Origin of the sequence: Rhizobium sp. CC1099 (assembly GCF_029714385.1) — a bacterium.
GTDB lineage: Bacteria > Pseudomonadota > Alphaproteobacteria > Rhizobiales > Rhizobiaceae > Rhizobium.
Window position 1 is genome coordinate 720,720 of sequence record NZ_CP121641.1, and the last position, 22,602, is coordinate 743,321.

General features: G+C 63.1%; 25 protein-coding genes. 16 read left to right on the forward strand and 9 right to left on the reverse strand.

Annotated elements, in window-relative coordinates; genetic code table 11:
- Positions 1-59 precede the first annotated feature (59 nt).
- The 4 genes from QA644_RS03545 (at position 60) to nadC (ending at position 4,388) form a co-directional block, all read left to right on the forward strand.
- Positions 60-947: a hypothetical protein gene (locus QA644_RS03545; RefSeq protein ID WP_239595092.1), complete on the forward strand. Its 888-nt coding sequence runs from the start codon at positions 60-62 to the stop codon at positions 945-947.
- Positions 948-1,016: 69 nt separating this feature from the next.
- Complete coding sequence (gene nadA / locus QA644_RS03550; protein WP_283071101.1) at positions 1,017-1,988, forward strand: quinolinate synthase NadA; 972 nt, start codon at positions 1,017-1,019, stop codon at positions 1,986-1,988.
- The gene (locus tag QA644_RS03555; protein ID WP_283071103.1) at positions 1,985-3,523 is read left to right on the forward strand and encodes an L-aspartate oxidase; all 1,539 of its coding nucleotides are present in this window, start codon (positions 1,985-1,987) and stop codon (positions 3,521-3,523) included. Before nadA ends, QA644_RS03555 begins: the two co-directional genes overlap by 4 nt.
- A gap of 1 nt (position 3,524) precedes the next feature.
- A complete protein-coding gene (gene nadC / locus QA644_RS03560) occupies positions 3,525-4,388 on the forward strand; it encodes a carboxylating nicotinate-nucleotide diphosphorylase (RefSeq protein ID WP_239595086.1) in 864 nt (287 codons plus the stop codon).
- A gap of 21 nt (positions 4,389-4,409) precedes the next feature.
- On the opposite strand, the gene QA644_RS03565 is transcribed toward nadC, so the two are convergent.
- The 3 genes from QA644_RS03565 to QA644_RS03575 form a co-directional block, all read right to left on the reverse strand.
- Complete coding sequence (locus QA644_RS03565) at positions 4,410-5,069, reverse strand: glutathione S-transferase family protein (protein ID WP_283071106.1); 660 nt, start codon at positions 5,067-5,069, stop codon at positions 4,410-4,412.
- Positions 5,070-5,165: 96 nt separating this feature from the next.
- The gene (locus QA644_RS03570; protein WP_283072443.1) at positions 5,166-6,491 is read right to left on the reverse strand and encodes a TIGR03808 family TAT-translocated repetitive protein; all 1,326 of its coding nucleotides are present in this window, start codon (positions 6,489-6,491) and stop codon (positions 5,166-5,168) included.
- Between the two features lie 84 nt (positions 6,492-6,575).
- Complete coding sequence (locus QA644_RS03575; RefSeq protein WP_283071108.1) at positions 6,576-7,550, reverse strand: glycerophosphodiester phosphodiesterase family protein; 975 nt, start codon at positions 7,548-7,550, stop codon at positions 6,576-6,578.
- Positions 7,551-7,685: 135 nt separating this feature from the next.
- On the opposite strand from QA644_RS03575, the gene QA644_RS03580 reads away from it, so the two are divergent.
- From QA644_RS03580 to QA644_RS03605, 6 genes are all read left to right on the forward strand, one after another.
- Complete coding sequence (locus QA644_RS03580) at positions 7,686-8,696, forward strand: ligase-associated DNA damage response exonuclease (RefSeq protein WP_283072444.1); 1,011 nt, start codon at positions 7,686-7,688, stop codon at positions 8,694-8,696.
- A 223-nt stretch (positions 8,697-8,919) separates the two neighbouring features.
- A complete protein-coding gene (locus QA644_RS03585) occupies positions 8,920-10,566 on the forward strand; it encodes a cisplatin damage response ATP-dependent DNA ligase (protein ID WP_283071109.1) in 1,647 nt (548 codons plus the stop codon).
- 92 nt (positions 10,567-10,658) lie between these two features.
- The gene (locus QA644_RS03590) at positions 10,659-11,585 is read left to right on the forward strand and encodes an alpha/beta fold hydrolase (protein ID WP_283071110.1); all 927 of its coding nucleotides are present in this window, start codon (positions 10,659-10,661) and stop codon (positions 11,583-11,585) included.
- 41 nt (positions 11,586-11,626) lie between these two features.
- Positions 11,627-11,848 carry a hypothetical protein gene (locus QA644_RS03595; RefSeq protein WP_194730093.1) on the forward strand — a complete coding sequence of 74 codons (222 nt, stop codon included), beginning with the start codon at positions 11,627-11,629 and terminating at the stop codon, positions 11,846-11,848.
- Positions 11,849-11,964: 116 nt separating this feature from the next.
- Complete coding sequence (locus QA644_RS03600; RefSeq protein WP_074066993.1) at positions 11,965-12,771, forward strand: L,D-transpeptidase; 807 nt, start codon at positions 11,965-11,967, stop codon at positions 12,769-12,771.
- A 175-nt stretch (positions 12,772-12,946) separates the two neighbouring features.
- Positions 12,947-13,660, forward strand: coding sequence for a L,D-transpeptidase (locus QA644_RS03605; protein ID WP_074066994.1), 714 nt, complete (start codon positions 12,947-12,949; stop codon positions 13,658-13,660).
- Between the two features lie 104 nt (positions 13,661-13,764).
- Here the strand turns inward: QA644_RS03605 and QA644_RS03610 are convergent, their stop codons facing one another.
- Together QA644_RS03610 and QA644_RS03615 are read right to left on the reverse strand one after the other, a co-directional pair.
- On the reverse strand, positions 13,765-14,586 hold the full coding sequence (locus tag QA644_RS03610) for a transposase (RefSeq protein WP_283071111.1): 822 nt from the start codon (positions 14,584-14,586) through the stop codon (positions 13,765-13,767).
- Positions 14,583-14,912, reverse strand: a complete 330-nt coding sequence (locus tag QA644_RS03615) for a transposase (protein WP_283071112.1) — start codon at positions 14,910-14,912, stop codon at positions 14,583-14,585. Before QA644_RS03615 ends, QA644_RS03610 begins: the two co-directional genes overlap by 4 nt.
- A 65-nt stretch (positions 14,913-14,977) precedes the next feature.
- Between QA644_RS03615 and tnpA the strand changes: the two genes are divergently transcribed.
- On the forward strand, positions 14,978-15,406 hold the full coding sequence (gene tnpA, locus QA644_RS03620; RefSeq protein ID WP_283071114.1) for an IS200/IS605 family transposase: 429 nt from the start codon (positions 14,978-14,980) through the stop codon (positions 15,404-15,406).
- Between the two features lie 44 nt (positions 15,407-15,450).
- Here the strand turns inward: tnpA and QA644_RS03625 are convergent, their stop codons facing one another.
- Together QA644_RS03625 and QA644_RS03630 are read right to left on the reverse strand one after the other, a co-directional pair.
- Complete coding sequence (locus QA644_RS03625) at positions 15,451-16,323, reverse strand: cell wall hydrolase (RefSeq protein WP_194729202.1); 873 nt, start codon at positions 16,321-16,323, stop codon at positions 15,451-15,453.
- Between the two features lie 149 nt (positions 16,324-16,472).
- On the reverse strand, positions 16,473-17,438 hold the full coding sequence (locus tag QA644_RS03630; RefSeq protein WP_283071116.1) for a LysR family transcriptional regulator: 966 nt from the start codon (positions 17,436-17,438) through the stop codon (positions 16,473-16,475).
- A gap of 116 nt (positions 17,439-17,554) precedes the next feature.
- Here QA644_RS03630 and QA644_RS03635 point away from each other — a divergent pair, with 116 nt between their 5' ends.
- The gene (locus QA644_RS03635; protein WP_074070200.1) at positions 17,555-18,955 is read left to right on the forward strand and encodes an MFS transporter; all 1,401 of its coding nucleotides are present in this window, start codon (positions 17,555-17,557) and stop codon (positions 18,953-18,955) included.
- Between the two features lie 39 nt (positions 18,956-18,994).
- On the opposite strand, the gene QA644_RS03640 is transcribed toward QA644_RS03635, so the two are convergent.
- A complete protein-coding gene (locus QA644_RS03640) occupies positions 18,995-19,462 on the reverse strand; it encodes a MarR family transcriptional regulator (RefSeq protein ID WP_022716337.1) in 468 nt (155 codons plus the stop codon).
- A gap of 124 nt (positions 19,463-19,586) precedes the next feature.
- On the opposite strand from QA644_RS03640, the gene QA644_RS03645 reads away from it, so the two are divergent.
- The 3 genes from QA644_RS03645 (at position 19,587) to QA644_RS03655 (ending at position 21,329) form a co-directional block, all read left to right on the forward strand.
- A complete protein-coding gene (locus QA644_RS03645; protein ID WP_074060536.1) occupies positions 19,587-20,009 on the forward strand; it encodes an organic hydroperoxide resistance protein in 423 nt (140 codons plus the stop codon).
- Positions 20,010-20,233: 224 nt separating this feature from the next.
- Complete coding sequence (locus QA644_RS03650; RefSeq protein ID WP_074070201.1) at positions 20,234-20,617, forward strand: MbcA/ParS/Xre antitoxin family protein; 384 nt, start codon at positions 20,234-20,236, stop codon at positions 20,615-20,617.
- The gene (locus QA644_RS03655; RefSeq protein ID WP_283071121.1) at positions 20,577-21,329 is read left to right on the forward strand and encodes an RES family NAD+ phosphorylase; all 753 of its coding nucleotides are present in this window, start codon (positions 20,577-20,579) and stop codon (positions 21,327-21,329) included. Before QA644_RS03650 ends, QA644_RS03655 begins: the two co-directional genes overlap by 41 nt.
- Here QA644_RS03655 and QA644_RS03660 read toward each other — a convergent pair whose 3' ends face one another.
- Positions 21,330-21,776 (reverse strand): MarR family transcriptional regulator, encoded by a 447-nt coding sequence (locus QA644_RS03660; protein WP_283071123.1) that lies wholly within the window; start codon positions 21,774-21,776, stop codon positions 21,330-21,332. It abuts the gene before it with no gap.
- 89 nt (positions 21,777-21,865) lie between these two features.
- On the opposite strand from QA644_RS03660, the gene QA644_RS03665 reads away from it, so the two are divergent.
- Complete coding sequence (locus tag QA644_RS03665; RefSeq protein ID WP_074067002.1) at positions 21,866-22,591, forward strand: thioredoxin family protein; 726 nt, start codon at positions 21,866-21,868, stop codon at positions 22,589-22,591.
- Positions 22,592-22,602: the final 11 nt, after the last annotated feature.

Below are 22,602 nucleotides of genomic sequence, written 5' to 3' on the forward strand. Positions count from 1 at the left end.
ATAGCTCGTGTGGCAAAGCTGTTTGCTAGAACCACATTCGCAGAGGACGATCCATCACAGTGCCCATCGGCGTCGCACACGCAGAACTGATCGCGGTCCTCGCCGCCGTAACCGACGAAGACCCGCGCATCATGACGGTCAGGACTGGCGAGGCGCTGCCTTCCGGATCCTTCGAGATGGGGCACCGCACGCTGCAGAGCGGGCTGCGGGAGTGGATTCAGGAGCAGACGGCGCATCCGGTTGGCTATCTTGAACAGCTTTATACCTTCGCCGACCGCGACCGGCAGAACGAGATCCTCGGTGGACGGACGATCTCGATCAGCTATCTGGGGCTGGTGCGGGAGCACCCGGCGCCGGGTTGGCATAGCTGGTACGAATATTTTCCGTGGGAGGATCACCGCAAAGGCAAGCCGCCGGTCTTCGATGCGCTTGTCGACCGGCTGCGGCGCTGGGAAGCGACGGATGCCGCTCGCCAGCAGAACCGCAAGCGCCGGATCGCCTTTACCTTCGGCCTGGATGGCGCCGCATGGAACGAAGATCTCGCCCTGCAACGCTACGAACTGCTGTACGAGGCGGGCCTGGTGGGGGAGGCGGGCGCAACCGTGGCGGAGAACCCGGGCCGCCGGATGTTTGCCGATCACCGGCGGATTCTCGCGACCGGAATAGCCAGGCTTCGCGCGAAGATCAAGTATCGCCCGGTCGTCTTCGAGCTCATGCCGGAGAGCTTCACGCTGCTGCAGCTTCAGCGCAGCGTCGAAGCGCTGGCGGGCCTTACGCTTCATAAGCCGAATTTCCGCCGGCTGATCGATCAGCAGCAACTGATCGAGGAAACCGGCGAGATGGCCAGCGAAACCGGCGGCCGCCCGGCGAAGCTCTTTCGCTACCGGCATGCCGTTCTCGAAGAACGCGCGCTGTCCGGCTCGAAACTCCCGCTCTCCCGCGCTTGACATAAACTCAAACTGAGAATAATTAGTTTGTCCTTGAAATACTCGTTTCGAGTATAAAAGGAGCTCGCCGTGAATTCTCCCTTGTCCGCGTCCTCTCTCTATGACCGTGTCAGCCGCGTCATCCCCAAGGCGGAATGGCTGACCTTCCAGGACGATGTCGAAGCGATCCTCGATCTGAAGCGCCGCCGCAACGCCGTCATCCTCGCCCACAATTACCAGACGCCGGAGATCTTCCACGGCGTTGCCGATATCGTCGGCGACAGCCTGGCGCTGGCGCGCAAGGCGATCGAGGTGGATGCCGAGGTGATCGTGCTTGCCGGCGTCCACTTCATGGCCGAGACCGCGAAGCTGCTTAATCCCGGAAAGACGGTACTCATTCCCGACATGGGCGCCGGTTGCTCGCTGGCGGATTCGATCACGCCGGAGGATGTCGCGCTGCTGCGCCAGGCCCATCCCGGCGTGCCGGTGATCACCTATGTCAATACCTCGGCGGCGGTGAAAGCCGCCTCGGATATCTGCTGCACCTCGGGCAATGCGAAGCAGGTGGTCGAATCGCTTGGTGTGCCGCGCGTGCTGATGATCCCGGATGAATATCTTGCCCGCAACGTCGCAAAGGAAACCGATGTTGAGATCATCGCCTGGCATGGCCACTGCGAGGTGCATGAGCTCTTCAACGCAGATGATGTCCGCCAGCTTCGGGAAAATTATCCGGGCGTCACCGTGCTCGCCCATCCGGAATGTCCGCCGGACGTCGTCGCCGAAGCGGATTTCGCCGGCTCCACCGCCATCATGTCCGACTATGTCGGGAAGAAGCGACCGGCGCGTGTCGTACTGCTCACCGAATGTTCGATGAGCGACAACGTCGCCGTGCACCATCCGGATGTCGAATTCATCCGGCCCTGCAATCTCTGCCCGCACATGAAGCGGATCACGCTTTCGAACATCCGCACGGCGCTTCAGGAAAACCGCCACGAAGTCACCGTCGAGCCCGCCGTTGCGGTTGCCGCGCGGCGTGCCGTGGAAAGGATGCTGGCGATATGACCGAAATCCTCACCCATCTTGCCGGCCGCCCGGTCATCGTCGGCAGCGGCATTGCCGGGCTGATGGCGGCGCTCACGCTGGCGCCGCAGCCGGTCGTCCTGATCACGCAAGCCGCCCTGGGCGCCGAGACCTCGAGCGCCTGGGCCCAGGGAGGCATCGCAGCAAGCATCGGCGCGGATGACAGCGCGGACCTGCACCTTGCCGATACGCTTGCTGCCGGTGACGGCCTATGTGACCCTGAGACCGCCGCCGGAATCGTGAGCGAAGCGCCAGCGGTGATCGCGGCGCTTGAGAAATTAGGCGTCCGCTTTGATAGGAATGCCGAAGGTCGGCTAGCGCTCGGGCTGGAGGCCGCTCATTCCCGCCCGCGCATTGTACATGCCGAAGGCGACGGCTCCGGTGCCGCCATCATTCGCGCGCTGGTACGAGCCGTCTCGGCCACGCCGTCGATCACCGTGCTTGCCAATTTCGAAGTCCGGCGTCTGGCGCTCGCAGACGGTGCGATCGGCGGCGTCCTTTGCGCGTCCGGCGGAAAGGCTTTCATCGTGCCGACGCCGTATGTCCTCTTGGCAACCGGCGGCCTCGGCGGCCTCTACGAGGCGACGACCAATCCGGTCATCAATTTCGGCCAGGGCATCGTCCTCGCTGCAAGGGCAGGCGCCGCGCTTGCGGATATGGAATTCGTGCAATTCCACCCGACGGCACTCCGCTCGAAGCGCCGGCCGCTGGCGCTCGTCAGCGAAGCGGTGCGCGGCGAAGGGGCTATGCTGGTCAACGAGCGCGGCGAGCGCTTCATGGCGGATCAGCCTGCTCAGGAACTTGCACCGCGCGACGTGGTGGCGCGCGCGATCAGCGCCGAGATCGCCCGCGGCGGAAAGGTCTTTCTCGATGCCCGCGAGGCCCTCGGCGCTCGCTTTTCAAGCCGCTTTCCGGTGATCGATACTCTCTGCCGCGAAGCCGGGGTCGATCCGGCGCGGCAGCTGATCCCGGTTGCACCGGCCGTGCATTACCACATGGGCGGTGTCGCCACGGACAAGAACGGCCGCAGTTCCCTCCCTAGCCTCTGGGTCGCCGGCGAAGCAGCATCGACTGGCCTGCACGGCGCCAACCGCCTTGCCAGCAATTCGCTGCTCGAAGCCGCGGTCATGGGCATGCGCTCGGCCCGGGATATCGGCGGCACGACCGTATCCCTGCGGCCAACAGTGATCGAAGCGCTGCCGCCGCAACCCGACGCATCGCCGATCCGGCGGATTGTCTCCGCGCATCTCGGCGTGCTGCGGAACGGTGGTACGATCCATGGCGCGATCGGCGCGCTCCTGCCCTTCGTCGAGAAGGAGGGGCCGGCAACGGATCCTGCCACCGTCGCGCTGTTGATTGCCGCCTTTGCGGCGCTGCGGACGGAGTCGCGCGGTGCCCATGCCCGAACCGATTTTCCGCTCAAGCACGTGCATGCAAAGCGCCAAACGATGAATTTTCCTCAGGTTTTAAACTTTGCGCGGGCCGTTGCATCCGACCCCCTTGCCAGGAGTGCCTGACATGACGCTTGTTCCCCTGCCGCGGCTGCTGATCGAGCCGCCCGTCCGCAATGCGCTGCTGGAAGATCTCGGCCTTGCTGGCGATATCACCTCGGCTGCCGTCATTCCGCACGATCACCGCTCCACGGTCGTCATGGTGGCCCGCCAGCCGGGCGTGATCGCTGGGCTCGACGCTGCCGCGCTGGCGTTTGAGCTTGTCGATCCCGCGATCATCATGACCCCTCATGTCGAGGACGGCGCGGCGGTGAAACCCGGGGACGTCATCGCCACGATCGAAGGTCGCTCGCGCGCCATTTTGACCGGAGAGCGGACGGCGCTGAACTTTCTCGGCCATCTTTCGGGCATCGCCACGGTGACGGCCGGGATCGTGGCCGCGATCGGCGGTACGAATGCCTCGGTCGCCTGCACCCGCAAGACGACGCCGGGACTGCGCGCCCTGGAGAAATATGCCGTGCGCGCCGGTGGCGGCGTCAACCATCGCTTCGCGCTTTCCGATGCCGTGCTGATCAAAGACAATCATGTCGCCATTGCCGGCGGCGTCGCCGAGGCCATTTGCCGGGCCAAGGCCGGTGCCGGCCATATGGTGAAGATCGAAGTCGAGGTCGATACGCTCGACCAGTTGCGTGAAGCGATGAAGACCGGCGTGGATGCCGTCCTGCTCGACAATATGACCCCGGACCAGCTTCGCCGGGCGGTTGAAATCGTCGCCGGCCGTGCGATCACCGAAGCTTCCGGGCGGGTGACGCCGGAAACCGCAGGTGCGATTGCCGCTTCCGGCGTCGATCTGATCTCGGTCGGCTGGCTGACGCACAGCGCGCCGACGCTGGACATCGGGCTCGATTGGAAATCCAGCCAATCGGAATAGGGTGATCGAACTGTCGTTGGTTCAGACCGGCTCTTTCGAGCGTATCGCCTGCATGGCGAGATAGGCCGGGCGGGACTGGCAGCGCTTCAGCCAGGCGTTAACCTTCGGATGAGCGTCGAACAGTGCCTGTTCCGTCTGGCCATAGCGCAGCACTTCCGCAACGTTGAGATCGGCAACGGTGAAGCGGTCGCCGACGATCCACTCCCTGTTGGCGAGGTGCTTTTCCAGCACGGCGAGGGGGCGCTTCATGGAGCGGCAGGCGACGTCGATCGTGGCCTTTCCGGCCTCGGTGTTTTCGTGCTCGTTGTCATAGGTCACGACGATCCTTACCGTATGCGGCTCGAGTTCCGCCAGCGCCCAGATGGTCCACATCGTCAGCAAACCGTCCTCCTCGACGGTTTTGCCGGAAATCGGACCGCCGTGCTTGCGCACGAGATAGAGATTGATCGCCAGCGACTCGTGCATCACCAGCTCGCCGTCCTTGATCGAGGGGATCCGCGCCATCGGATTGATGGCGATGAATTCGGGCGAGAGCGTATTGATCGGTGCGTCCGGCGCCAGCGGATTGGCAAGCCGCTTCGCCTGGATCACCGGAACGGAGGTGAAGGCGATGCCGAGTTCCTCTGCCGTCCAGTAGACGCGCGCAGCGCGCGAACGGTAAACTCCGTAGATTGTCAGCATGCTTGTCCCCCTTGAACGTTGCGCGCAAATTAGAGCGCGGCCGGGCGAAGCGAAAGCGGCTGGTCCTGATGGATCAATGAAAGCTTTTGATGCATCCTAGCTGATGCGGTTCCGTTCGATGGTGAGATGCGGGTATCGCTCGCTCCCCGCTTGCGTGAGATCCCCGGAGACCTTTTTTTCCCATTCGAAGCCTAAGACTGCGCCCTCGGTCATTTCCTGGAAGACGTTGTCGGTGATCACCGCCGTGCCTGAACCCTCCGCCACCGAGACCGCACAGCCGACAGGCGCCTTGCGTACGACATTTCCGGTGACAACGAGATTGCGCAGATATGGCCCCCAGCCGAGCTGCATCGCCCAGAGCGGGGCGTTTTCGATGACATTGCCCGAGATGGTCGTGTCGGCTTCCGCGGCAATTCCGATGCCGAAACCGACCTCGGATTTGTAGGGGCCGTCGCGCCTCAGGTTCCGCACGATGTTGCCGATGACGGTGGCTAACCTTCCGCCGTCGTTGAAGTTGGCGATCGAGATGCCGTTCGCAGCACCATCGACGAGGTTGGCGGATAAGACGGCGCCTTGAAAATCGAACTCTGCATAGATCGCCGTCTCGCCGGAGCGCAGGCATTGATTGCCGGTGATCTGCACGTTGTCGGCGGAATTGGCCCGCACGGCGGTAAAGGCGCAATCGGAAATCTGGTTATTTGCCACCATCACGCCGCCGGCGCGGAAGACATTGATGCCGTTGCCGTTCTGCCCCGTGCCGCCGTCATCCGCCCTAATGCGCCTAACGCGGTTGCCGGTAACGACGGTGCCATCCTGGCCCTTTTCCCAGCGGTGCACGAGGATGCCGCCATTGCCGCAATCGGCAACCGTGTTTCCGGTGATCGCAAGCCCGGTGGAATCGACTGCGAAGATACCGGCCTGCGCCACCCCTGAAATACGGCTGCGTTCGATCCGGCCGCCGCAGCGCTCCAGGCGCAGGCCATGCTTGCCGGCCTCGGCAATTTCGCAGTTGTCGATCTGCACGTCGGCAATGCCGGTCAACTGCACGAGGCCGCTATTGTCCTCGCCGCTCATCCCGCCGCCACCCTCGATGACGATGCCGGAAAGCTCGATGCGCCGGGCGCCCTCCGCCGAATTGACACTGCCTTGATGAAGAATCCGCGACGCACCCGGAACGCCGATAATGCGGGCATTGTCCGGTAGGACGAGGTTCGAAGCTTCATAGGTCCCGGCCGGAAGATAAAGAGGCGTGTCGCTGCGTGCCGCCTCGTCGATCAGAGCCTGCAGCCCGCTCTTTGCCGCGCCGGATGCATCCAGCGCCCCGCGCAGTGCGGGCCGTTTTGACGTAGCCAAGGCGCGACCGGCCATCGGCAGGACCAAAGCCGCACCGACAAAGCCGAGCATATCGCGCCGCAGATACATCAAGGAGCCTTTCGCCGTCATCATTCGTGCCAAACGAATATATGTTCTGACACAGAATCCTTGCCGTGAAGTATCTTGGGGAGCCTAATTTTCCCTGAGCTTGCCGATCGCCTCGATCTCGTTCGTCCAGATGCCGCCGGAATAATCGGCAGGCAGCTTTTCCAGCATTTCGGGCGTATCGATCCCCGTCGAAAAATCGCCGCCGCGATAAGGGCCGAGCGCAAAGACCACGCTGTTTCCAGCCTCCATGCGATTGAGGAAACGGTCCGGCCAGCCCCAGAGCCACGGAGCGATATTGACCGGCACCAGCATCATCGTGTTCTTGCAGGCTTGCGGCACCATGCCCGTCCAGCCGTAGCCGATATAGCCGAGCAGGCAGGCTTTGAGGCTTGCGCGCGATGCCGTCTTGATGTCCGGCGCCAGGCGGCGGATGGTTTCGATGGGCTCGTCGCCGCCATAGACCATGATCAGTTCCCGGCGCTCGGCGGGCAGGGCATTGAGGACGACAGCCAGTTTCTCGCCTTCGGACGGATCCCGGCTTTTGACATTGATCAGCAGCCGCCTGTCCGGAAACGTCTGAAGCACCTCGGCAAGCGTCGGCATCTGGCCGATGCCGGTACCTCGGAAAGGAAAGGTCTTCCCGCCGTCGGCCGTATAGCCGTAGCCGATATCGAGGGCCTTCATCTCCGCCATCGCGTGCTCGCGGGTGACGCCGTGCCCGTTCGTGCGGCAGTCGAGCGTCCAGTCGTGGAAGATCGCGAATTCCCCATCCGTCGTCGGATGGACATCGACCTCGACGATATCCGCACCCAGATCGAAGCCTGCGCGCATCGAGCGGATGGTATTTTCCAGATAGTCGTGCTTCGGCGGCAGCATGCGCGCCGCCGTGCAGGTGTCGTTCGTCAAATTGCGCTCGTCGAAACGCTGCGCGATCCCGCGATGTGCCAGCAGCACCGGCTTGCCCTCCCGGTGCGATGCCAAAAGATTGGTATTGTTCAGATAAACGGCTGCGGCGAAGACGGCGATTGCCGCTATGCTATAACGCAATTTCTTTCTCAAAACGGTTCCCTCCCAACGAATGTGGCGAATCGCTAAGGCGAGATTTGGGTCGATCTGCGGCAGCCGGCGGCAGGCAGACGGAATTGCGGGAAGCTACTGGCTCTCCGCCCATTTCCCGCTATCTTCCCGTTGATGATGCGACCCGATGCTCTTCTTTTTCCGGCTCCCGAAGGGCTTTATTGCCCGCAGGGCGGATTCTATGTCGATCCGGTGCGGCCGGTGGAGCAGGCGCTCGTTACTCATGGCCATTCCGATCATGCCCGCCCGGGCCACCGGCATGTTCTCGCGACGCGCCAGACGCTCGACATCATGCGCCTGCGCTGCGGCGACGGGTTCTGTGGCAGCGAGCAGGCCGTCGGCTTCGGCGAAGAGCTGGATTTGAACGGCGTCAAGGTAAGCTTCCATCCGGCAGGCCATGTCCTCGGCTCTGCTCAGATCGCGATTGAAAAGAGCGGCACCCGCATCGTCGTTTCCGGCGATTACAAGCGCCGTCCGGACCCGACCTGTGCGGCCTATGTGCCGGTGCCCTGCGATGTCTTCATCACCGAAGCGACCTTCGGGCTGCCGGTGTTCCATCATCCCGATCCGATGGAGGAGATCGGCAAGCTGCTTGCCTCGCTCCGGCAGTTTCCGGAGCGCACGCATCTGATCGGTGCCTATGCGCTTGGCAAGGCCCAGCGCGTCATCCGTCTGCTGCGCGATGCCGGTTACGGCGAGCCGATCTATATCCACGGGGCCATGGAACGGCTCTGCGAATATTATGTCGGGCAGGGCATCGACCTCGGCGACCTGCGGCCGGCCACCGTTGAAAGCCGCGACAAATCCGCCTTCAAGGGCGCCGTCGTCGTCGGTCCGTCTTCGGCCTTCGCCGATCGCTGGGCGCGCCGCTTCAACGAACCGCTCCCCGCCTTCGCCTCCGGCTGGATGATGGTGCGCCAGCGCGCCAAGCAGCAGGGTGTCGAGCTGCCGCTCGTCATCTCCGACCATTGCGACTGGCCGGAACTCACCCAGACGATTACCGAACTCAGCCCCGCCGAAGTCTGGGTCACCCACGGCCGCGAGGAAGCGCTCGTCCGCTGGTGCGAACTGCAAGGCATCAAGGCGAGGCCGCTGCATCTGGTGGGTTATGAGGACGAGGGGGATTGAGGAAGATGTGTGGGACTATTCGCAACGACCCCTCCCCAACCCCTGACCAGAAGGGGCAGGGGTTACGATGCGGCTCCCTTTCGCCCCAATACAGCGTCGCTTCGTGCTGCATCGTTGCGAATGGGACGCGGTGGGCACGGGGTCTAAGCCCCTCCTCCTTGTTGGGAGGGGTTGGGGAGGGGTCTTCAGAAGAAATGGCTTCTCGACCGGCCGGAGCGGCCCCATGAAACCCTTCGCCGATCTCCTCGACCGTCTCGTCCTGACGCCCAGCCGCAACGGCAAGCTGAAGCTCCTGACCGACTATTTCCGCGACACACCCGACCCGGACCGCGGCTATGGCCTTGCGGCGATCGCCGGCACGCTCGAAGTGCGCAACGTCAAGCCTGCCATGCTCCGCGATCTGACGCTTGAGCGGATGGACGAGGTGCTGTTCCGCTACTCCTACGACTATGTCGGCGACCTCGCCGAAACGATCTCGCTCGTCTGGGACAACGAAAAGGACATCGAGCGCTCCGCCTCCGTCCAGCCGCGCCTCGGCGAGGTCATCACCCGTATGAATTCGCTCGGCCGCACCGAGGTTCGCAGTTTCGTGCGCGATACGCTGGACCGGCTGGATCCGTCTGGCCGCTTCGCCTTCATCAAGCTTGCCACCGGCGCCATGCGCATCGGCGTCTCGGCACGGCTTGCCAAGCAGGCGCTGTCCGATCTCGGTGGAAAGGACGTGATCGAGATCGAGACGCTATGGCACGGTCTGGAGCCGCCCTATGAATCACTTTTCGAATGGCTGGAGGGCAGGGGCGGCAAGCCAGTGCTCGCGACGCCCGCGATCTTCCATTCCGTCATGCTCGCCCATCCGGTGGAAGACAACGATCTCACCAGCCTCGACCCGGCGGATTATGCGGCGGAATGGAAGTGGGACGGTATCCGGGTCCAGCTTTCCCGCTCCGGCGAAACGCGCAAGATCTATTCACGCTCCGGCGACGACATCTCCAATGCCTTCCCGGATATTCTGGAGTCCATCAGCTTCAACGGCGTGCTCGACGGCGAACTGCTCGTCGGCGGAACCGCACGCTCGAACAGCCCGACGAGAACCTTTTCCGACCTTCAGCAGCGATTGAACCGCAAGACGGTGACGGCGAAGATGCTCGACGAATACCCGGCCTTCATCCGTGCCTACGACCTGCTGTTCGACGGCGAAGAGGATGTGCGCGGCCATAGCTTCATCGACCGCCGCGACCGGCTCTCGGAGATTATCGAGCAGGCGCCGCACGATCGGTTCGACCTCTCGCCGCTCGTCGCCTTTTCGACATGGGAGGAATTGGACGAGCTGCGGACTTCGCCGCCCGACCCGGTGATCGAGGGCGTGATGATCAAACGTCGGGACAGCATCTATCAGGCGGGCCGCATGAAGGGCCCGTGGTTCAAGTGGAAGCGCAATCCTTACAACGTCGACGCCGTCTTGATGTATGCCCAGCGTGGCCATGGCAAGCGCTCGAGCTACTATTCCGATTTCACCTTTGGTGTCTGGGCCGAGACGCCGGACGGCGAACAGTTGGTGCCCGTCGGCAAGGCCTATTTCGGTTTCACCGATCAGGAATTGGAGCTGCTCGATAAATTCGTCCGCAACAACACCATCGAGCGTTTCGGTCCGGTTCGTGCCGTGCGCGCAGATCGGGAGTTCGGCTTCGTCGTCGAGGTCGCCTTCGAAGGCATCAACCGCTCGACGCGGCACAAGTCCGGTGTGGCGATGCGCTTTCCGCGCATCTCCCGGCTACGGCCGGACAAGCCTTCCTATGAGGCAGACCGCCTCGAAACGCTGGTCGCGATGATCGACGAAAGCCGTGGAATAGGCCCGCCTGCGCGACAATGACGCAGGGCCGGATTTCAACGCAATGTGTATTGGCCGAAATGCCGTTCTGGTGCAGATATTTGAGTGCCCCGGGGGCTATCGGGTGCTGTGTCATGTCCTTTGACGACGATCGAAATGCCTTTTTCCGCCAACGCCGCGCTGTCCTCGCCGGTATCGCGGGTGCCCTCATGCTCCCCCGCGCCGCCTCCGCCTTTAATGTTCCGGATCAGCCGCGCCTGATCACCCACGATTATGCCAAGGTTCGCCGCCGCTTCCGCACGAAGCTGCTGCAGAAGGGGCCCGCGCCGGACAAATACGAGGCATTGGCCACGCCGCCGGATGGCGAGCAGATATTCTACCGCTCGGGCGCTGGCGGCGAGCTCGAACTGGCGGCCTGGGTCAGCAAATACAAGCGCGGGCACCACGCAAAGCCCGGCGTGCTTTTCCTTCATGGCGGCAATGCCATGGGTGCTGGCCAGTGGCAGCTCCTGAAACCCTATGCCGAGGCGGGTTTCGTGGTGCTGATGCCGTCTGTCCGCGGTGAAAATGGCCAGATGGGCAATTTTTCCGGCTTCTACGACGAGGTGGACGACGTTCTTGCCGCCGCCGACCGGCTGGCGCATCTGCCGGGTGTGGACCCAAGCCGGCTTTTTGTGGCGGGCCACAGCATCGGCGGCACGCTGACTATGCTTGCCGCCATGAGCACGCACCGTTTCCGCGCCGCCGCCCCGATTTCCGGCAATCCGGACGCCTTCCGCTTCTTCAATCGCTACCCGCAGGACATCCGCTTCGACGACGGCAACAAGCACGAATTCGAGGTCCGCTCGGCGCTCTGCTACGCGCAAAGCTTCAAGTGCCCCGTCCACGTCGTTCACGGCACGGAAGAGGATCAATTCAACGACCGTGCCGGCCTGCTCGCTGCCCGCGCCCGTGCGGCCGGTATCCGCATCGAGACCGATAGGGTGGCCGGCAACCACACCTCCGCGCTGCCGGCCGAGATCGAGCAAAGCATCCGTTTTTTCCGTGGGGTGGCCGCTTGAACGCGTCTTCAATTTTCGCCGCGACGGTCTATATTGGACGCATGATGGCGCAAATGGCAGACGAGATCATTCCGAACGACTTCCCGGAGCTGAAATCGCTCCTGATGGATCGCGATCCCCTATGCGCCATTTCCGCAAAGGAAGCCTTCGCCCTTTATGAGCGCAACTGGCGCTTTGTGGATGTTCGCAAGCTCACCGAACATGAAGCGCAGCTTGTGCGCGAACTGGCGACCGTCTACGGCCACGGCGTTGTGCTCGTGTGATGTCCAGTCTCGTGAAGCCGGCAAGTTTTCCGGTGCTGACGCCAGCTTCACGCCAGCCGCAAATGCCATCCTCCCGCCAGATATCGCTCCGCTGACAATGGATAAAGGGTGGCTTTATGGATTTTTCGCGCCGGGTGTTTCCCTTTGCCGGCCTTGCCGTGGCGGTCCTTGGCCTCAGCGGCTGCAACGTTCTTGTTCCTGATACGGGCGCGACCGACCCGGCCCGCTTCGTGCAGGAGACTTCGCCGGTCTTCTATGAGCCGCCGGGCGTTGATCCGCGGAAGGTAAGGGCGATCCCCGATCCGCCGGTGCCGCAGGTGCGCGATCTCTACTCGACGCAATTCAACCAGACCTACGGCCTGCCGGTCACCAATCCGGTGAACGCCGCCTTGTACGGCGAGCTTCGCGATGGCGATTTCCTTTTGCCGGCCATTCCGGTCAGCCGCGTCAGCCCCGAGTATCTCCGTCAGGAAGTCGACTACCCGACGCAGGAGAAGCCGGGCACTGTCATCGTCGATACGCGCGCCCGCCATCTCTATCTCGTCGAGCCGAACGGTAAGGCGATCCGCTACGGCGTCGGCATCGGCCGCGAAGGCTTCGCCTGGTCGGGCCGCGGCGTCATCCAGTGGAAGCAGAAATGGCCGCGCTGGACGCCGCCTGCCGAAATGGTCTCGCGCCAGCCGGATATCCGCCCCTTCTCGGCCGAAAACGGCGGCATGAATCCTGGCCTCGGAAATCCGCTCGGCGCCCGCGCCATGTACATCTTCAACGACGGCCAGGATACGCTCTATCGCGTGCACGGCACACCGGATTGGCAATCGATCGGCAAGGCGACGTCGTCGGGCTGCGTGCGCATGCTCAACCAGGACGTCGTCGACCTTTACGACCGCGTTCCGGCCAAGGCCGAGATCGTTGTGATGTAGCGGCGCAACAGGGCAGGCGATATCGTCTGTCCGCACGGGGACACGACTTCGTGAGGATATGGTTTATTTGGCAGCGGCAGATAGATTTCCGACTCGTCACCGGCGTTGAATGAACCAACCGGGGTGCGTGCCGCATGCCGGCTCTCCCCGCGACAGAAGGAAATCCGTCCCGCGCATGAGTCTCGAAAAATCTCTCTCCCGCCGCAACTTTCTCTCCTTTTCGGCTTTGACGGCGGCCTCCGCGCTCGCCGGCTGCGCTTCCACTTCGGCACCGAGCGTCCAGCCCGTCGGTTTCCGTTTCCCACGCCCTTTCGAGACGACGCCCGCTCCCACGGATGCCGAGCTTGAGGTGATATACGGTCCCATCGAGGACGGCGGCTTCCTGATCCCCGCCGTCCCCTACCAGCAGATCGATCCGCGCTACTATCGCCAGCAGGTCATCGACCCGACAGGCGAGCGTCCAGGCACGATCGTCGTCGATACGCCGTCGCGCTTCCTTTATCTCGTCCAGCCGGGCGGGACAGCGATGCGCTACGGCGTCGGCATCGGACGCGAAGGCTTTGCCTGGTCTGGCAACGGCGTCATCCAATGGAAGCAGAAGTGGCCGCGCTGGAAGCCGCCGAATGAGATGGTTGCCCGCCAGCCGGAACTCGCAAAGTATTCGATCGAACGCGGCGGCATGGAGCCTGGCCTGCTGAACCCGCTCGGCGCGCGCGCGCTCTATATCTTCTCGAATGGCGAGGATACGCTCTACCGCCTGCACGGCAATCCGGAATGGCGGTCGATCGGCAAGGCCGTTTCGTCCGGCTGCGTCCGCCTGCTGAACCAGGATATCATCGATCTCTACGACCGCGTGCCGAACAAGACGCCGATCGTCGTCTGGCAGTGATGATTAACATCTTCCCCCGCTTGAAAGCGGGGGATTTCCGAAGGGGCGCGAAGCTCCGCCGATCGTTATCGCTTCAACGGAGAGCGGCTGCCCTTCCTCCACGATCATAGACGCCGTGTTCCGACGCAGGATGTTGATTGCAGCATTGTGGTCGGCATGGGCGCGCAAGCCGCATTGGCAACAGCGGAAAGACGCTTGGCTTTCGCGGCTTTCCCTGTCCACGGCTGCGCAGGCCGAACAGGTCTGCGAGGTGTGGCGGGGATCGACCTTGCACAGGTATCGCCCCGTTCTTCGAGCTTGTCGGCCAACACGGTTTCAAAGCCGTGCCAGCCTTGTTCGAGGATCGCCCGGTTCAGGCCCGCCTTCTGGCAGACGTTGGTTGCGGGCGCGTCCACGGTTCCCCTGGCGCTGCGCGTCATGTTGCGCGTGGCGAGGTCTTCCAGCACGACCGTTGCGAAGCGACGGGCGATATCAAGACTGGCCTTGTGCCGCCAATCCTGCCGGATGCGGGCAGCACCGGCCTGCAAGGCTGCAACGCGGCGGCGGGCCTTGGCGTGGCGACGCGACCCGCGCTTGCGCCGCGCCAGAACGCGCTGGGCCCGGCGCTTCCTGGGCTCGATCTCCGCAAGGCCGGCAGGCATCCACCAATGCTCCCCGGTCGAAAGCGTCAGCGTGTTCGCCACGCCCCGGTCGATCCCCACGGCGGGCAAATCGTTTTGCGGGACGGCATGGTCGATTTCGCAGGCGAAGGCGATGTGCCAGCCGTTCGCCGCCAGGCTCACCGTCACATTCATGGTCTTGCCACGCAGGCGCCGCGTGTCGCGGAACTTCACCCAGCCGATCTTGGGAAGGCGCGCGGCGGACCACTTGCCGTTCAGGCGCTTGACCTCGATCTCCCGCCCCTGAAAGCGGAAGGCGCCGTTCACGCCCTTCTTGCGGGGCGCGAGGGATATCCTGCGCGCCCCGCGAAGAAGTTGGCATACGCCTTATCCAGATCGCGCAGGGCCTGCTGCTGGGGCGTCACATGCACGGCGGCAATCCAGTCGAACGCGGCCCGCAGTGCGGTCAATTCCCGCGCCTGGGCGATGGAGTTCAAGCGGTTCCCGGTCTGCCGCCGGTAATGCCGCCACCAGTCCCTGCGCTGCTCCAGCGCCAGATTATAGACCAGCCGCACAACACCCGCGAACTGCCGCAACAGGACTTCCTGTTCGGCGGTCGGAGCGAGCTGGTAGCGGAAAGCGCGGTGGATCATGTTACGATTCTATCAATTGCTCCAAGGAGCGCAACCGTGGATCGCACCGGCAGCATGTCGTCTACATGCTCCATGGTCATTTGGTCTTTGTCACGAAATACCGCCGTGACGTTCTGTCAGAACCGGCAATCCGCCACCTGCGGCGCATCTTCGCCAAGCTGTGTCGCGACTTCGAGGCCGAATTGATCGAATGCGACGGCGAGGACGATCATGTTCACCTGCGGGTGCATGACCCTCCGAAGATCGCCCTGTCGAAGCTGGTCAACAGCCGCAAAGGCGTATCCAGCCGACGTCGGCGCGAGAGCCGCCCAGAAATCACCGGGCGCTACCACAACGGCGTTTTGTGGTCGCCGTCCTACTTTGCGGCAAGCTGTGGCGGCGCACCGCTCTCGGTGATCGCCGAATATGTCAAATCCCAGCGGGAAGCGGCCCAAGGCCACTCTGGCGTTCCTCCCCGGCCTGAACGCCGGGGTATCCCGCGAGGTTCACGATGAACTCGACTTCCTTCCGCTTCGGAAGGAAGTCTTTCTGATCGGCCTCAGCCGCCCGCCGGCAGATGGCCGGCAGCGAGTCCTGCGCTGTTGTAGGCGGGGCGGGGCGTCGGCAGTGCGATTGGCGATCCTTCCGGCGGCATGACCGTGCCTGGAGTCGTCGATGCCGGGGGAGCGGCCGGAATGGCGGAGGTCGTGGTGGCATCCGGTATCGATGCCACATCGGGCATGGCCCTCGGGATTGGCCCCTTCTCCGGGAGCAACACGTCGATTTGTGTGGAAGTCGCGAACGGCTGCACGCCTGCGAACTGAACCGGACCCGATAGCCGCGGGTCGGAAACGTAGTTCATTGCGACGTCATAGGCCGGCAGAGGTGCCGGCGTTTGCAAGGCTCCGTCCCTGCCGCGCTTTTCATAAAAGACGTTGCCGCCGGCCTCGACGACATAATGCATGTTGCGATAGGGGAATTTCAGGCCGTCGGTGTGGAAGAACATGGCGTTCTGCACGCCGGGATGCCGTTCCCCGCGCAAGATTCCGTCCACGGCGGAATCAAGTTCCGGTCCGGCCTTCGGGTCGACGACCCTGGTCATGACGCCGGGCGCGAACTGCTTTTCCTGCGCTACGACTTCGCAAATCGTGTCGGGATAGGCGGGCGATGTGAGCCGGTTCATTACCACGGTTCCGACCGCCATATAGCCATCGCGATCCGAGTGTTCGGATTCGAAATACATGGCGCGCTTCAGACAATCGCGGTCCCGTGCCGTGTAATTATAAGTCACTTTGGCTGATGCTGGTTTCGCGGTGGAAGAAGGACGTGCAGTCGGCGGTGGCGCCTTGGCGGCCGTCGTGCACCCTGTTGCAGCCAGTCCGGCGAAGAGAATCCCGGAGATGGTTTTGCCCAATGCGTATCGCGCCCTCAACGGCCGGTGCCTCCTATTGTGATAGTCCAGCCCAAATCACGTCGCGAAAACGTTTTACCTCACGTTCGTAAATATTCCAAACACATTTCGTGAGTTACGGAAAAATCCTTATATTTCAAAGGGAAGATGGGTCTCTAGCGGCTGATTCGCTAGGCGGCCGCCCTGGAAATGCCCATCCGGCAGCCGGATGCTTCGAGTGCAGCGCTGGCAACGTCGATGAAGAGCCGGCGGAACCAGACGGAGCGTCCGTCCGCCCGGTCGACGCGGCGGTAAAGCATGGTGACCGGTTCGGCAGGCAGCGGGATTGGCGGCACTGAAACCGTTAGCCCATGCAATTGCGCCATGCAGCGGGCGATCGATTCCGGGATCGTCGCGATCGCCGGCATCGCCCGCAGCGCCGTCGGCAAGGCGGAAAAGCGGGGCACGGTGGCCACCACCTGCCTGCTGTGCCCCAAGCGGGCAAGCGCGATATCGACATTGGTCGAGCCATTGCTGCCTTCGAACGAGACGCCGACATGGTCTGCCTTGGCGAAGTCCTCAAGGGTCAGCGGGGTCTTCAACCTGAGCTGCTTCTGATCGTAGATCGAGATCGAACACTGGTCGAAGAGCGGATCGCGGATATGCCAGGAGGCGGGCTCGTCGTGGATCGAGACACTGAAATCATAGGCGCCCTCGTCGAGCAAGCGTGCGGCGTCGCGTTTGTGGAAAGCCACACCGACCAGCCGGGCGCCCGGCGCCAGTTCCCGCAGGCGCGCCGCGAGCGGACCGAAGAAGGCTGATTCGAGATTGTCGCACAGGCCGATGCGGAATTCGCCCTTCCAGCTGGCGGGGTCAAAGGCGGCGGGCGGGCGGATGGCCCGCTCGATGCCGGAAAGCGCATCCTCGATTGCCGGCGCGATGACAAGCGCGCGCGGCGTCGGCTGCAGGCCGCGTCCGACGCGGACGAACAATTCGTCGTCGAGTGCTTCGCGCAGCCGCCGCAGCGCCGCCGAAAGTCCCGGCTGGCCAAGCAGCAGCCGCTCGGCCGCGCGGCTGACATTGCGTTCTTGCATCAGCACCGAAAAGGCCAGCAGGAGGTTCAGGTCGATTTTCCGAAGGATCGCGTCATTCATCATTATCAGTAATACCTGGCATGGTTACTATCAATTTGCAATAGGTTTCGGAGATGATCATTTTCTCGTTCCTCTGCCGCTTCCTCCCAACCAGCGCGGCAGCAAAAGGAACGATATCGATGACTCTCACACAATCTCGAAGAGGGGCGGGGCTGGCATTGCTGTTGCTCTGCGCCGCCAATTTCCTTGACGCCATGGACGTTTCGACCATCGGCGTCGCGCTTCCCGCCATTCAGGCCGAACTCGGCATGCAGGCAACTTCGCTGCAATGGGCCGTCAGCGCCTATGTCCTCGGCTACGGCGGCTTCCTGCTGCTCGGCGGTCGCGTTGCCGACGTTTTCGGCCACCGCCGCGTCTTTCTCTGGTCGCTTGCCGTCTTTGCAGCTGCGAGTATCGCGGGCGGCTTTGTCGACAGCGGGCCGACGCTGATTGCCGCCCGTCTGATCAAGGGCATCGCCGCGGCCTTCACTGCACCGGCCGCTTTGGCGCTTCTGCTTTCCGTCTTCGGAGAGGGCAGCGCCCGCGCCAAGGCGCTCGGGGTCTTCTCCTCCACCGGCGCCGCCGGCTTCGTGCTTGGCATGGTGCTCGGCGGTGCGGCCACCATTTTCAGCTGGCGGGCGACACTCGTCATGGGCGCTCCGGTGGCGATCCTCACGCTGGCGATCGCGCCATTCGTCCTGCCCGCAGACGAGCGCCGGGGAGCCGGCCGTCCGCGCTTTGACTGGGCAGGCGCCTTGACCATCACCCCCGGCCTGCTGCTCTTCGTCTTCGGCATCACCAACGCCGCAGCCGACGGCTGGAGCGCCTTTCCCACCTGGGGCGCACTGACTGCGGCCGCCGTCCTGATCCTGCTCTTCCTTGCCGTTGAGGCCCGGCATGCCGATCCGATGGTGCCGCTTGCGATGTTCCGCCGGGCAAAACTCAGCCATGCCAATGCCGTCGCCGCCCTTTTTCAGGGCGTCTATGTCGGCTTCCAGTTCATCGCGACGCTCTATTACCAGAACGAGCTCGGCTGGTCGGCCTTCAGCACCGGCTTCTGCTTCGCTTTAGGCGGCGTCTTCGTCATGTTCCTGGCGCCACGCTTTGCCGCGATCGCGCAGAACCGCGGCACCACTGGCCTCATGGCGCTCGGCGTGGCGCTGCAGGCAGCAAGCTATATCTTCTGGGTCGCGGCTGTCGGTGACATCAATCCGATCCTGCTCGTCGTCCTGTCGCAGGTCCCGCTCGGCCTCGGTTACGCGCTGACCTATCCCTCCGTTCAGGTCGCGGCACTCGCTGATGTCGAGGAAGACAAATCGGGCCTGGCCTCCGGCATGCTCTTTGCGGCCTTCCAGATCGGCGGCGGCATCGTGCTCGCGGCCGCCTCCGCGGTCTTCGGCGCGGCGCCGTCCTTCGGCTGGGATCCTTATGTGGCAGGCGTCGCCTTCACGGCGTTGCTTGCCGTTGCGGTCGTGCTTCTCGCCGCTATCGGTCCGAGGACGTCGCCGTTGCGCGCCGCAGCCTATCAGGCCGCCGAGTAAAATCTGCGAACGCCCGCGCTTAAAGGCGCGGGCGATTTCTCACACGGCTGCATTCAGGTTCCCGCGCAGCTTCTGCAAAGATCCGCGGATTTCCGCCATTTCCTCGAGCGTGCAGCCGGCCGCCTGGCCGATGGCCGTCATGATCGTTGCCGCCTCGCTCTTCATCGACCGGCCCTTCGGCGTCAGCGAAACGATCACCTGCCGCTCGTCGCGTGCGTCCCGGGTGCGCTTGATCAGCCCGGTCTGCTCCAGCCGCTTGAGCAGCGGCGAGAGCGTGCCCGAATCGAGGTCGAGCTGCTCGCCGATCGTCTTCACCGGAAGTTCGGCTTTTTCCCAGAGCACGAGCATCACCAGATATTGCGGATAGGTGAGGCCGACCTTGTCGAGGATCGGCTTGTAGGCACGCGTGAAGGCATGCGCCGTCGCGTAGACCGCGAAACAGAGCTGTTTCTCCAGCCGCCTCTCCTCTTGCGGGATTTCCATCGTCTTTGCCATCTGCGCTTTCATGGTCCTGTTCCTTTGAGGTGCAATTCTCCTCTTTTCAGATTCCGAATGCAATTTGCGAAATTCACTTGCGTACAATTTAATTGTGCAATATATGAAATCCAGCCCCAACGCAAAGGAGACTGACATGCCTATCCTCTATACGACCCAAGCTTCCGCCACCGGTGGCCGCGCAGGCCGCGCCGTTTCCGAAAACGGCGTTCTCGACGTGACGTTGACTGTTCCGAAGGAACTCGGCGGCGATGGCGCCACCGGCACCAATCCCGAACAGCTCTTCGCGGCCGGCTATTCCGCGTGCTTCCTCGGTGCCTTGAAATTTGTCGCGGGCCAGCAGAAGGTCAAGATTCCGGAAGACACGACGGTTTCCGCCAAGGTCGGCATTGGTCCGCGTGAAGACGGCACGGGCTTCGGCATCGACGTGGCGCTCACCGTCAATATCCCCGGCCTGGATAAGGCCGAGGCTGAAAAGCTCGCCGCCGCCGCCCACATCGTCTGCCCCTACAGCCACGCCATGCGCACCTCGACCGAAGTTCCGGTCACGGTGGCCTGATGCGGAATCACCTTCTCCCCGCCGGGGAGAAGGTGGCCCGAAGGGCCGGGATGAGGGAGCGACACGGCAAACGTCGTTTTCGCTTTTGCCTCAGACGCGCGCTCATGGCGTTCTCATCGCCTCGGCTTCGCTCCGGCTTCTCCCCAGCTGCGGAAAGGAAACAAGCGGCACCCTTTTCATCTGAAATATAATCGCTATATTATTTCCAAGGAAAGGATATGCCGATGACCTCGTTGCATCTTCAGGACAGCCGCCGGACATCCGAAGCCGCGGTGATCACCAAGGCGGCGGTCAATGCCGCAGACCGGCTCGGCATCAGCGCCCGCGTGCTTGCCGTCGTTCTCGGCGTATCAGAAGCCACTGTCTCGCGCATGAAGCGGCAGGATCATCTTCTGGAGCCTGGCAGCAAGTCCTTTGAGCTCGCTGTCCTGCTTGTCCGTCTCTTCCGCTCGCTGGATGCGATCGTCGGCGGCGACGAGGCGGTTGCCAGGCAATGGTTGCGCAACGCCAATACCGCGCTCGGTGCCGCACCGCTTGAAAAGATCGCCAGCATTTCCGGATTGACCGATGTCCTTGCCTATCTGGACGCCCGCCGCGCTCTCGTCTGAGGCGCGCGCGATATCCGGCAGTTTCTGGCGCCTGGTGGAGGCACAGCATCATATCTCGACGCTGAAGCTCGTCGATACGCTGGAAGAGCAGGCGCTGCTCGAAACACTGCTCGAGGAGAGCAAGCCGGCGCTGCCGCCCGAATGCGCCGGTCTCGACTATCTGCTCGCCACGCCCTTCCGCTACGGCGCTGTCTACCCGCATGGCTCGCGCTTTCGCAGGGCAGGGCGCACGCTCGGCGTTTTCTACGCTTCGGAAAAGGTGGAGACGGCGCTTTCCGCGATGGCCTTCTACCGCCTGCTCTTCTTCGCGGATTCTCCTGAGACGCCTCTGCCTGCGAATGCAGCCGAATACACCGCGTTTGCGGCTCTCGTCGGGACGAAGGCCGCGCTCGATTTGACTTTGCCGCCGCTCAACCGCGATCGCCCGACATGGACCGATCCTATGAATTGCGAACCCTGCCAGGCGCTTGCCGATACCGCCCGCGCGATCGGCACCGAAGCGATCCTTTATGAATCCGTCCGCGATCCGCATCACGGCAAGAATATCGCGCTGCTGACGGCCAAGGCCTTCAGCGCCCGCGAACCGGCCGAGCGCCAGACATGGCGCATTCGCCTGTCGCCGGCAGGCGTTCAGGCGCTGTGCGAATTTCCGAAGATGCGGATCGGCTTTGCCAGGAGCGATTTCGGCAACGATCCACGCATCGCCCGTTGATCAGGCGAGCGCCTGCAGCTCGCTCCGCAGCCGCTCGCCACTGCCGCCAGGCAGCTTCTCGTCCAGCGCTGCATGCGTCCTTTCCCAGATTGGCAGCGCTGCGGCGAGCACCGCCTTGCCCTCCGGCGTCAGGCTGAGCAGCCGCCCCCGCTTGTCTTTCGGATTTTGCGTTACATTTACCCAGCCACGGCGTTGCAGCGGTTTCAGCGCGGCCGTCAGCGTCGTCTGGTCCATGGCGAGAACATTGGCCACAGGCCCCATCGGCGGCGGCTCCGGCCGGTTGAGGGACATCATCAGCGAGAACTGCCCGTTGGTGAGCCCGACCGGACGAAGCGCATCGTCGAAAAGCCGTGCGAGTGCTCGCGCGGCGCGCTGAACATGCAGGCACAGGCAGGTGTCCCGTACCAACAGTGTCGTCGAAAAGGGAATTTCTATCGCGTTTGACATGCCCTATTTCTATTGATATCAATGTATTTAGTCAAGCGAATGAGAACGAATGCCGGTCTTGCCGGCGGCGCCGGAGGAGGGCGCTCGCGATGCAGAATCAAGTCGTTTCCCGTGAACAATGGCTGGAGGCCCGCCAGGCGCTGCTTTTGAAGGAGAAGGAAGCAACGCATCTCAGAGACAGGATCAATGCCGAGCGCCTGGCCATGCCCTGGGTCAAGGTCGACAAGGACTATGTCTTCAACACGCCGCAGGGAAAGAAGGGCCTATCCGATCTCTTCGACGGCCGCAGCCAGCTGATGATCTACCATTTCATGCTCGGTCCGGATTGGGAGGCCGGTTGCACCGGCTGCTCGTTCCTTTCCGATCACGTGGATGGCGCGCTGCCGCATCTCAACCATCACGACGTCACCTGGGTCGCGGTTTCACGCGCGCCGCTCGCCAAGATCGAGGCCTACAAGAAGCGCATGGGCTGGAAGTTCCCCTGGGTTTCGTCCTTCGGCAGCGATTTCAATTTCGACTACCACGTTTCCTTCAGCCCGGAAGATCTCGCCAAGGATAAGGTTTTCTACAATTTCACCGCGATCGGACCCGCCGAGGCCCATGACGAACTGCCGGGGCTGAGTTCCTTCTACAAGAACGAGCGGGGTGAAATCTTCCATACCTACTCTAGCTATGCCCGTGGGCCGGAGGAACTGATCGGCACGCTGATGATCCTCGACCGCGCGCCGAAGGGCCGCAACGAGGAAGGCACGATGGATTTCGTCAAGCGCCACGACGAATACGAGGGCGCTCGAAAGACGCAATCCCGTCACTGAAATCTGCGAAC

What these genes read in the sequence shown, in the direction of transcription:
- QA644_RS03655 (WP_283071121.1), top strand. Translation starts at nt 20,577, where the DNA reads ATGTCCTTGCCTATCTGGACGCCCGCCGCGCTCTCGTCTGAGGCGCGC.
- nadC (WP_239595086.1), top strand. Translation starts at nt 3,525, where the DNA reads ATGACGCTTGTTCCCCTGCCGCGGCTGCTGATCGAGCCGCCCGTCCGC.
- QA644_RS03635 (WP_074070200.1), top strand. Translation starts at nt 17,555, where the DNA reads ATGACTCTCACACAATCTCGAAGAGGGGCGGGGCTGGCATTGCTGTTG.
- QA644_RS03645 (WP_074060536.1), top strand. Translation starts at nt 19,587, where the DNA reads ATGCCTATCCTCTATACGACCCAAGCTTCCGCCACCGGTGGCCGCGCA.
- QA644_RS03640 (WP_022716337.1), bottom strand. Translation starts at nt 19,462, where the DNA reads ATGAAAGCGCAGATGGCAAAGACGATGGAAATCCCGCAAGAGGAGAGG.
- QA644_RS03555 (WP_283071103.1), top strand. Translation starts at nt 1,985, where the DNA reads ATGACCGAAATCCTCACCCATCTTGCCGGCCGCCCGGTCATCGTCGGC.
- QA644_RS03600 (WP_074066993.1), top strand. Translation starts at nt 11,965, where the DNA reads ATGGATTTTTCGCGCCGGGTGTTTCCCTTTGCCGGCCTTGCCGTGGCG.
- QA644_RS03630 (WP_283071116.1), bottom strand. Translation starts at nt 17,438, where the DNA reads ATGATGAATGACGCGATCCTTCGGAAAATCGACCTGAACCTCCTGCTG.
- QA644_RS03585 (WP_283071109.1), top strand. Translation starts at nt 8,920, where the DNA reads ATGAAACCCTTCGCCGATCTCCTCGACCGTCTCGTCCTGACGCCCAGC.
- QA644_RS03605 (WP_074066994.1), top strand. Translation starts at nt 12,947, where the DNA reads ATGAGTCTCGAAAAATCTCTCTCCCGCCGCAACTTTCTCTCCTTTTCG.
- QA644_RS03570 (WP_283072443.1), bottom strand. Translation starts at nt 6,491, where the DNA reads ATGTATCTGCGGCGCGATATGCTCGGCTTTGTCGGTGCGGCTTTGGTC.
- QA644_RS03565 (WP_283071106.1), bottom strand. Translation starts at nt 5,069, where the DNA reads ATGCTGACAATCTACGGAGTTTACCGTTCGCGCGCTGCGCGCGTCTAC.
- QA644_RS03615 (WP_283071112.1), bottom strand. Translation starts at nt 14,912, where the DNA reads ATGATCCACCGCGCTTTCCGCTACCAGCTCGCTCCGACCGCCGAACAG.
- QA644_RS03650 (WP_074070201.1), top strand. Translation starts at nt 20,234, where the DNA reads ATGACCTCGTTGCATCTTCAGGACAGCCGCCGGACATCCGAAGCCGCG.
- QA644_RS03590 (WP_283071110.1), top strand. Translation starts at nt 10,659, where the DNA reads ATGTCCTTTGACGACGATCGAAATGCCTTTTTCCGCCAACGCCGCGCT.
- QA644_RS03595 (WP_194730093.1), top strand. Translation starts at nt 11,627, where the DNA reads ATGATGGCGCAAATGGCAGACGAGATCATTCCGAACGACTTCCCGGAG.
- QA644_RS03580 (WP_283072444.1), top strand. Translation starts at nt 7,686, where the DNA reads ATGCGACCCGATGCTCTTCTTTTTCCGGCTCCCGAAGGGCTTTATTGC.
- QA644_RS03660 (WP_283071123.1), bottom strand. Translation starts at nt 21,776, where the DNA reads ATGTCAAACGCGATAGAAATTCCCTTTTCGACGACACTGTTGGTACGG.
- tnpA (WP_283071114.1), top strand. Translation starts at nt 14,978, where the DNA reads ATGCTCCATGGTCATTTGGTCTTTGTCACGAAATACCGCCGTGACGTT.
- QA644_RS03665 (WP_074067002.1), top strand. Translation starts at nt 21,866, where the DNA reads ATGCAGAATCAAGTCGTTTCCCGTGAACAATGGCTGGAGGCCCGCCAG.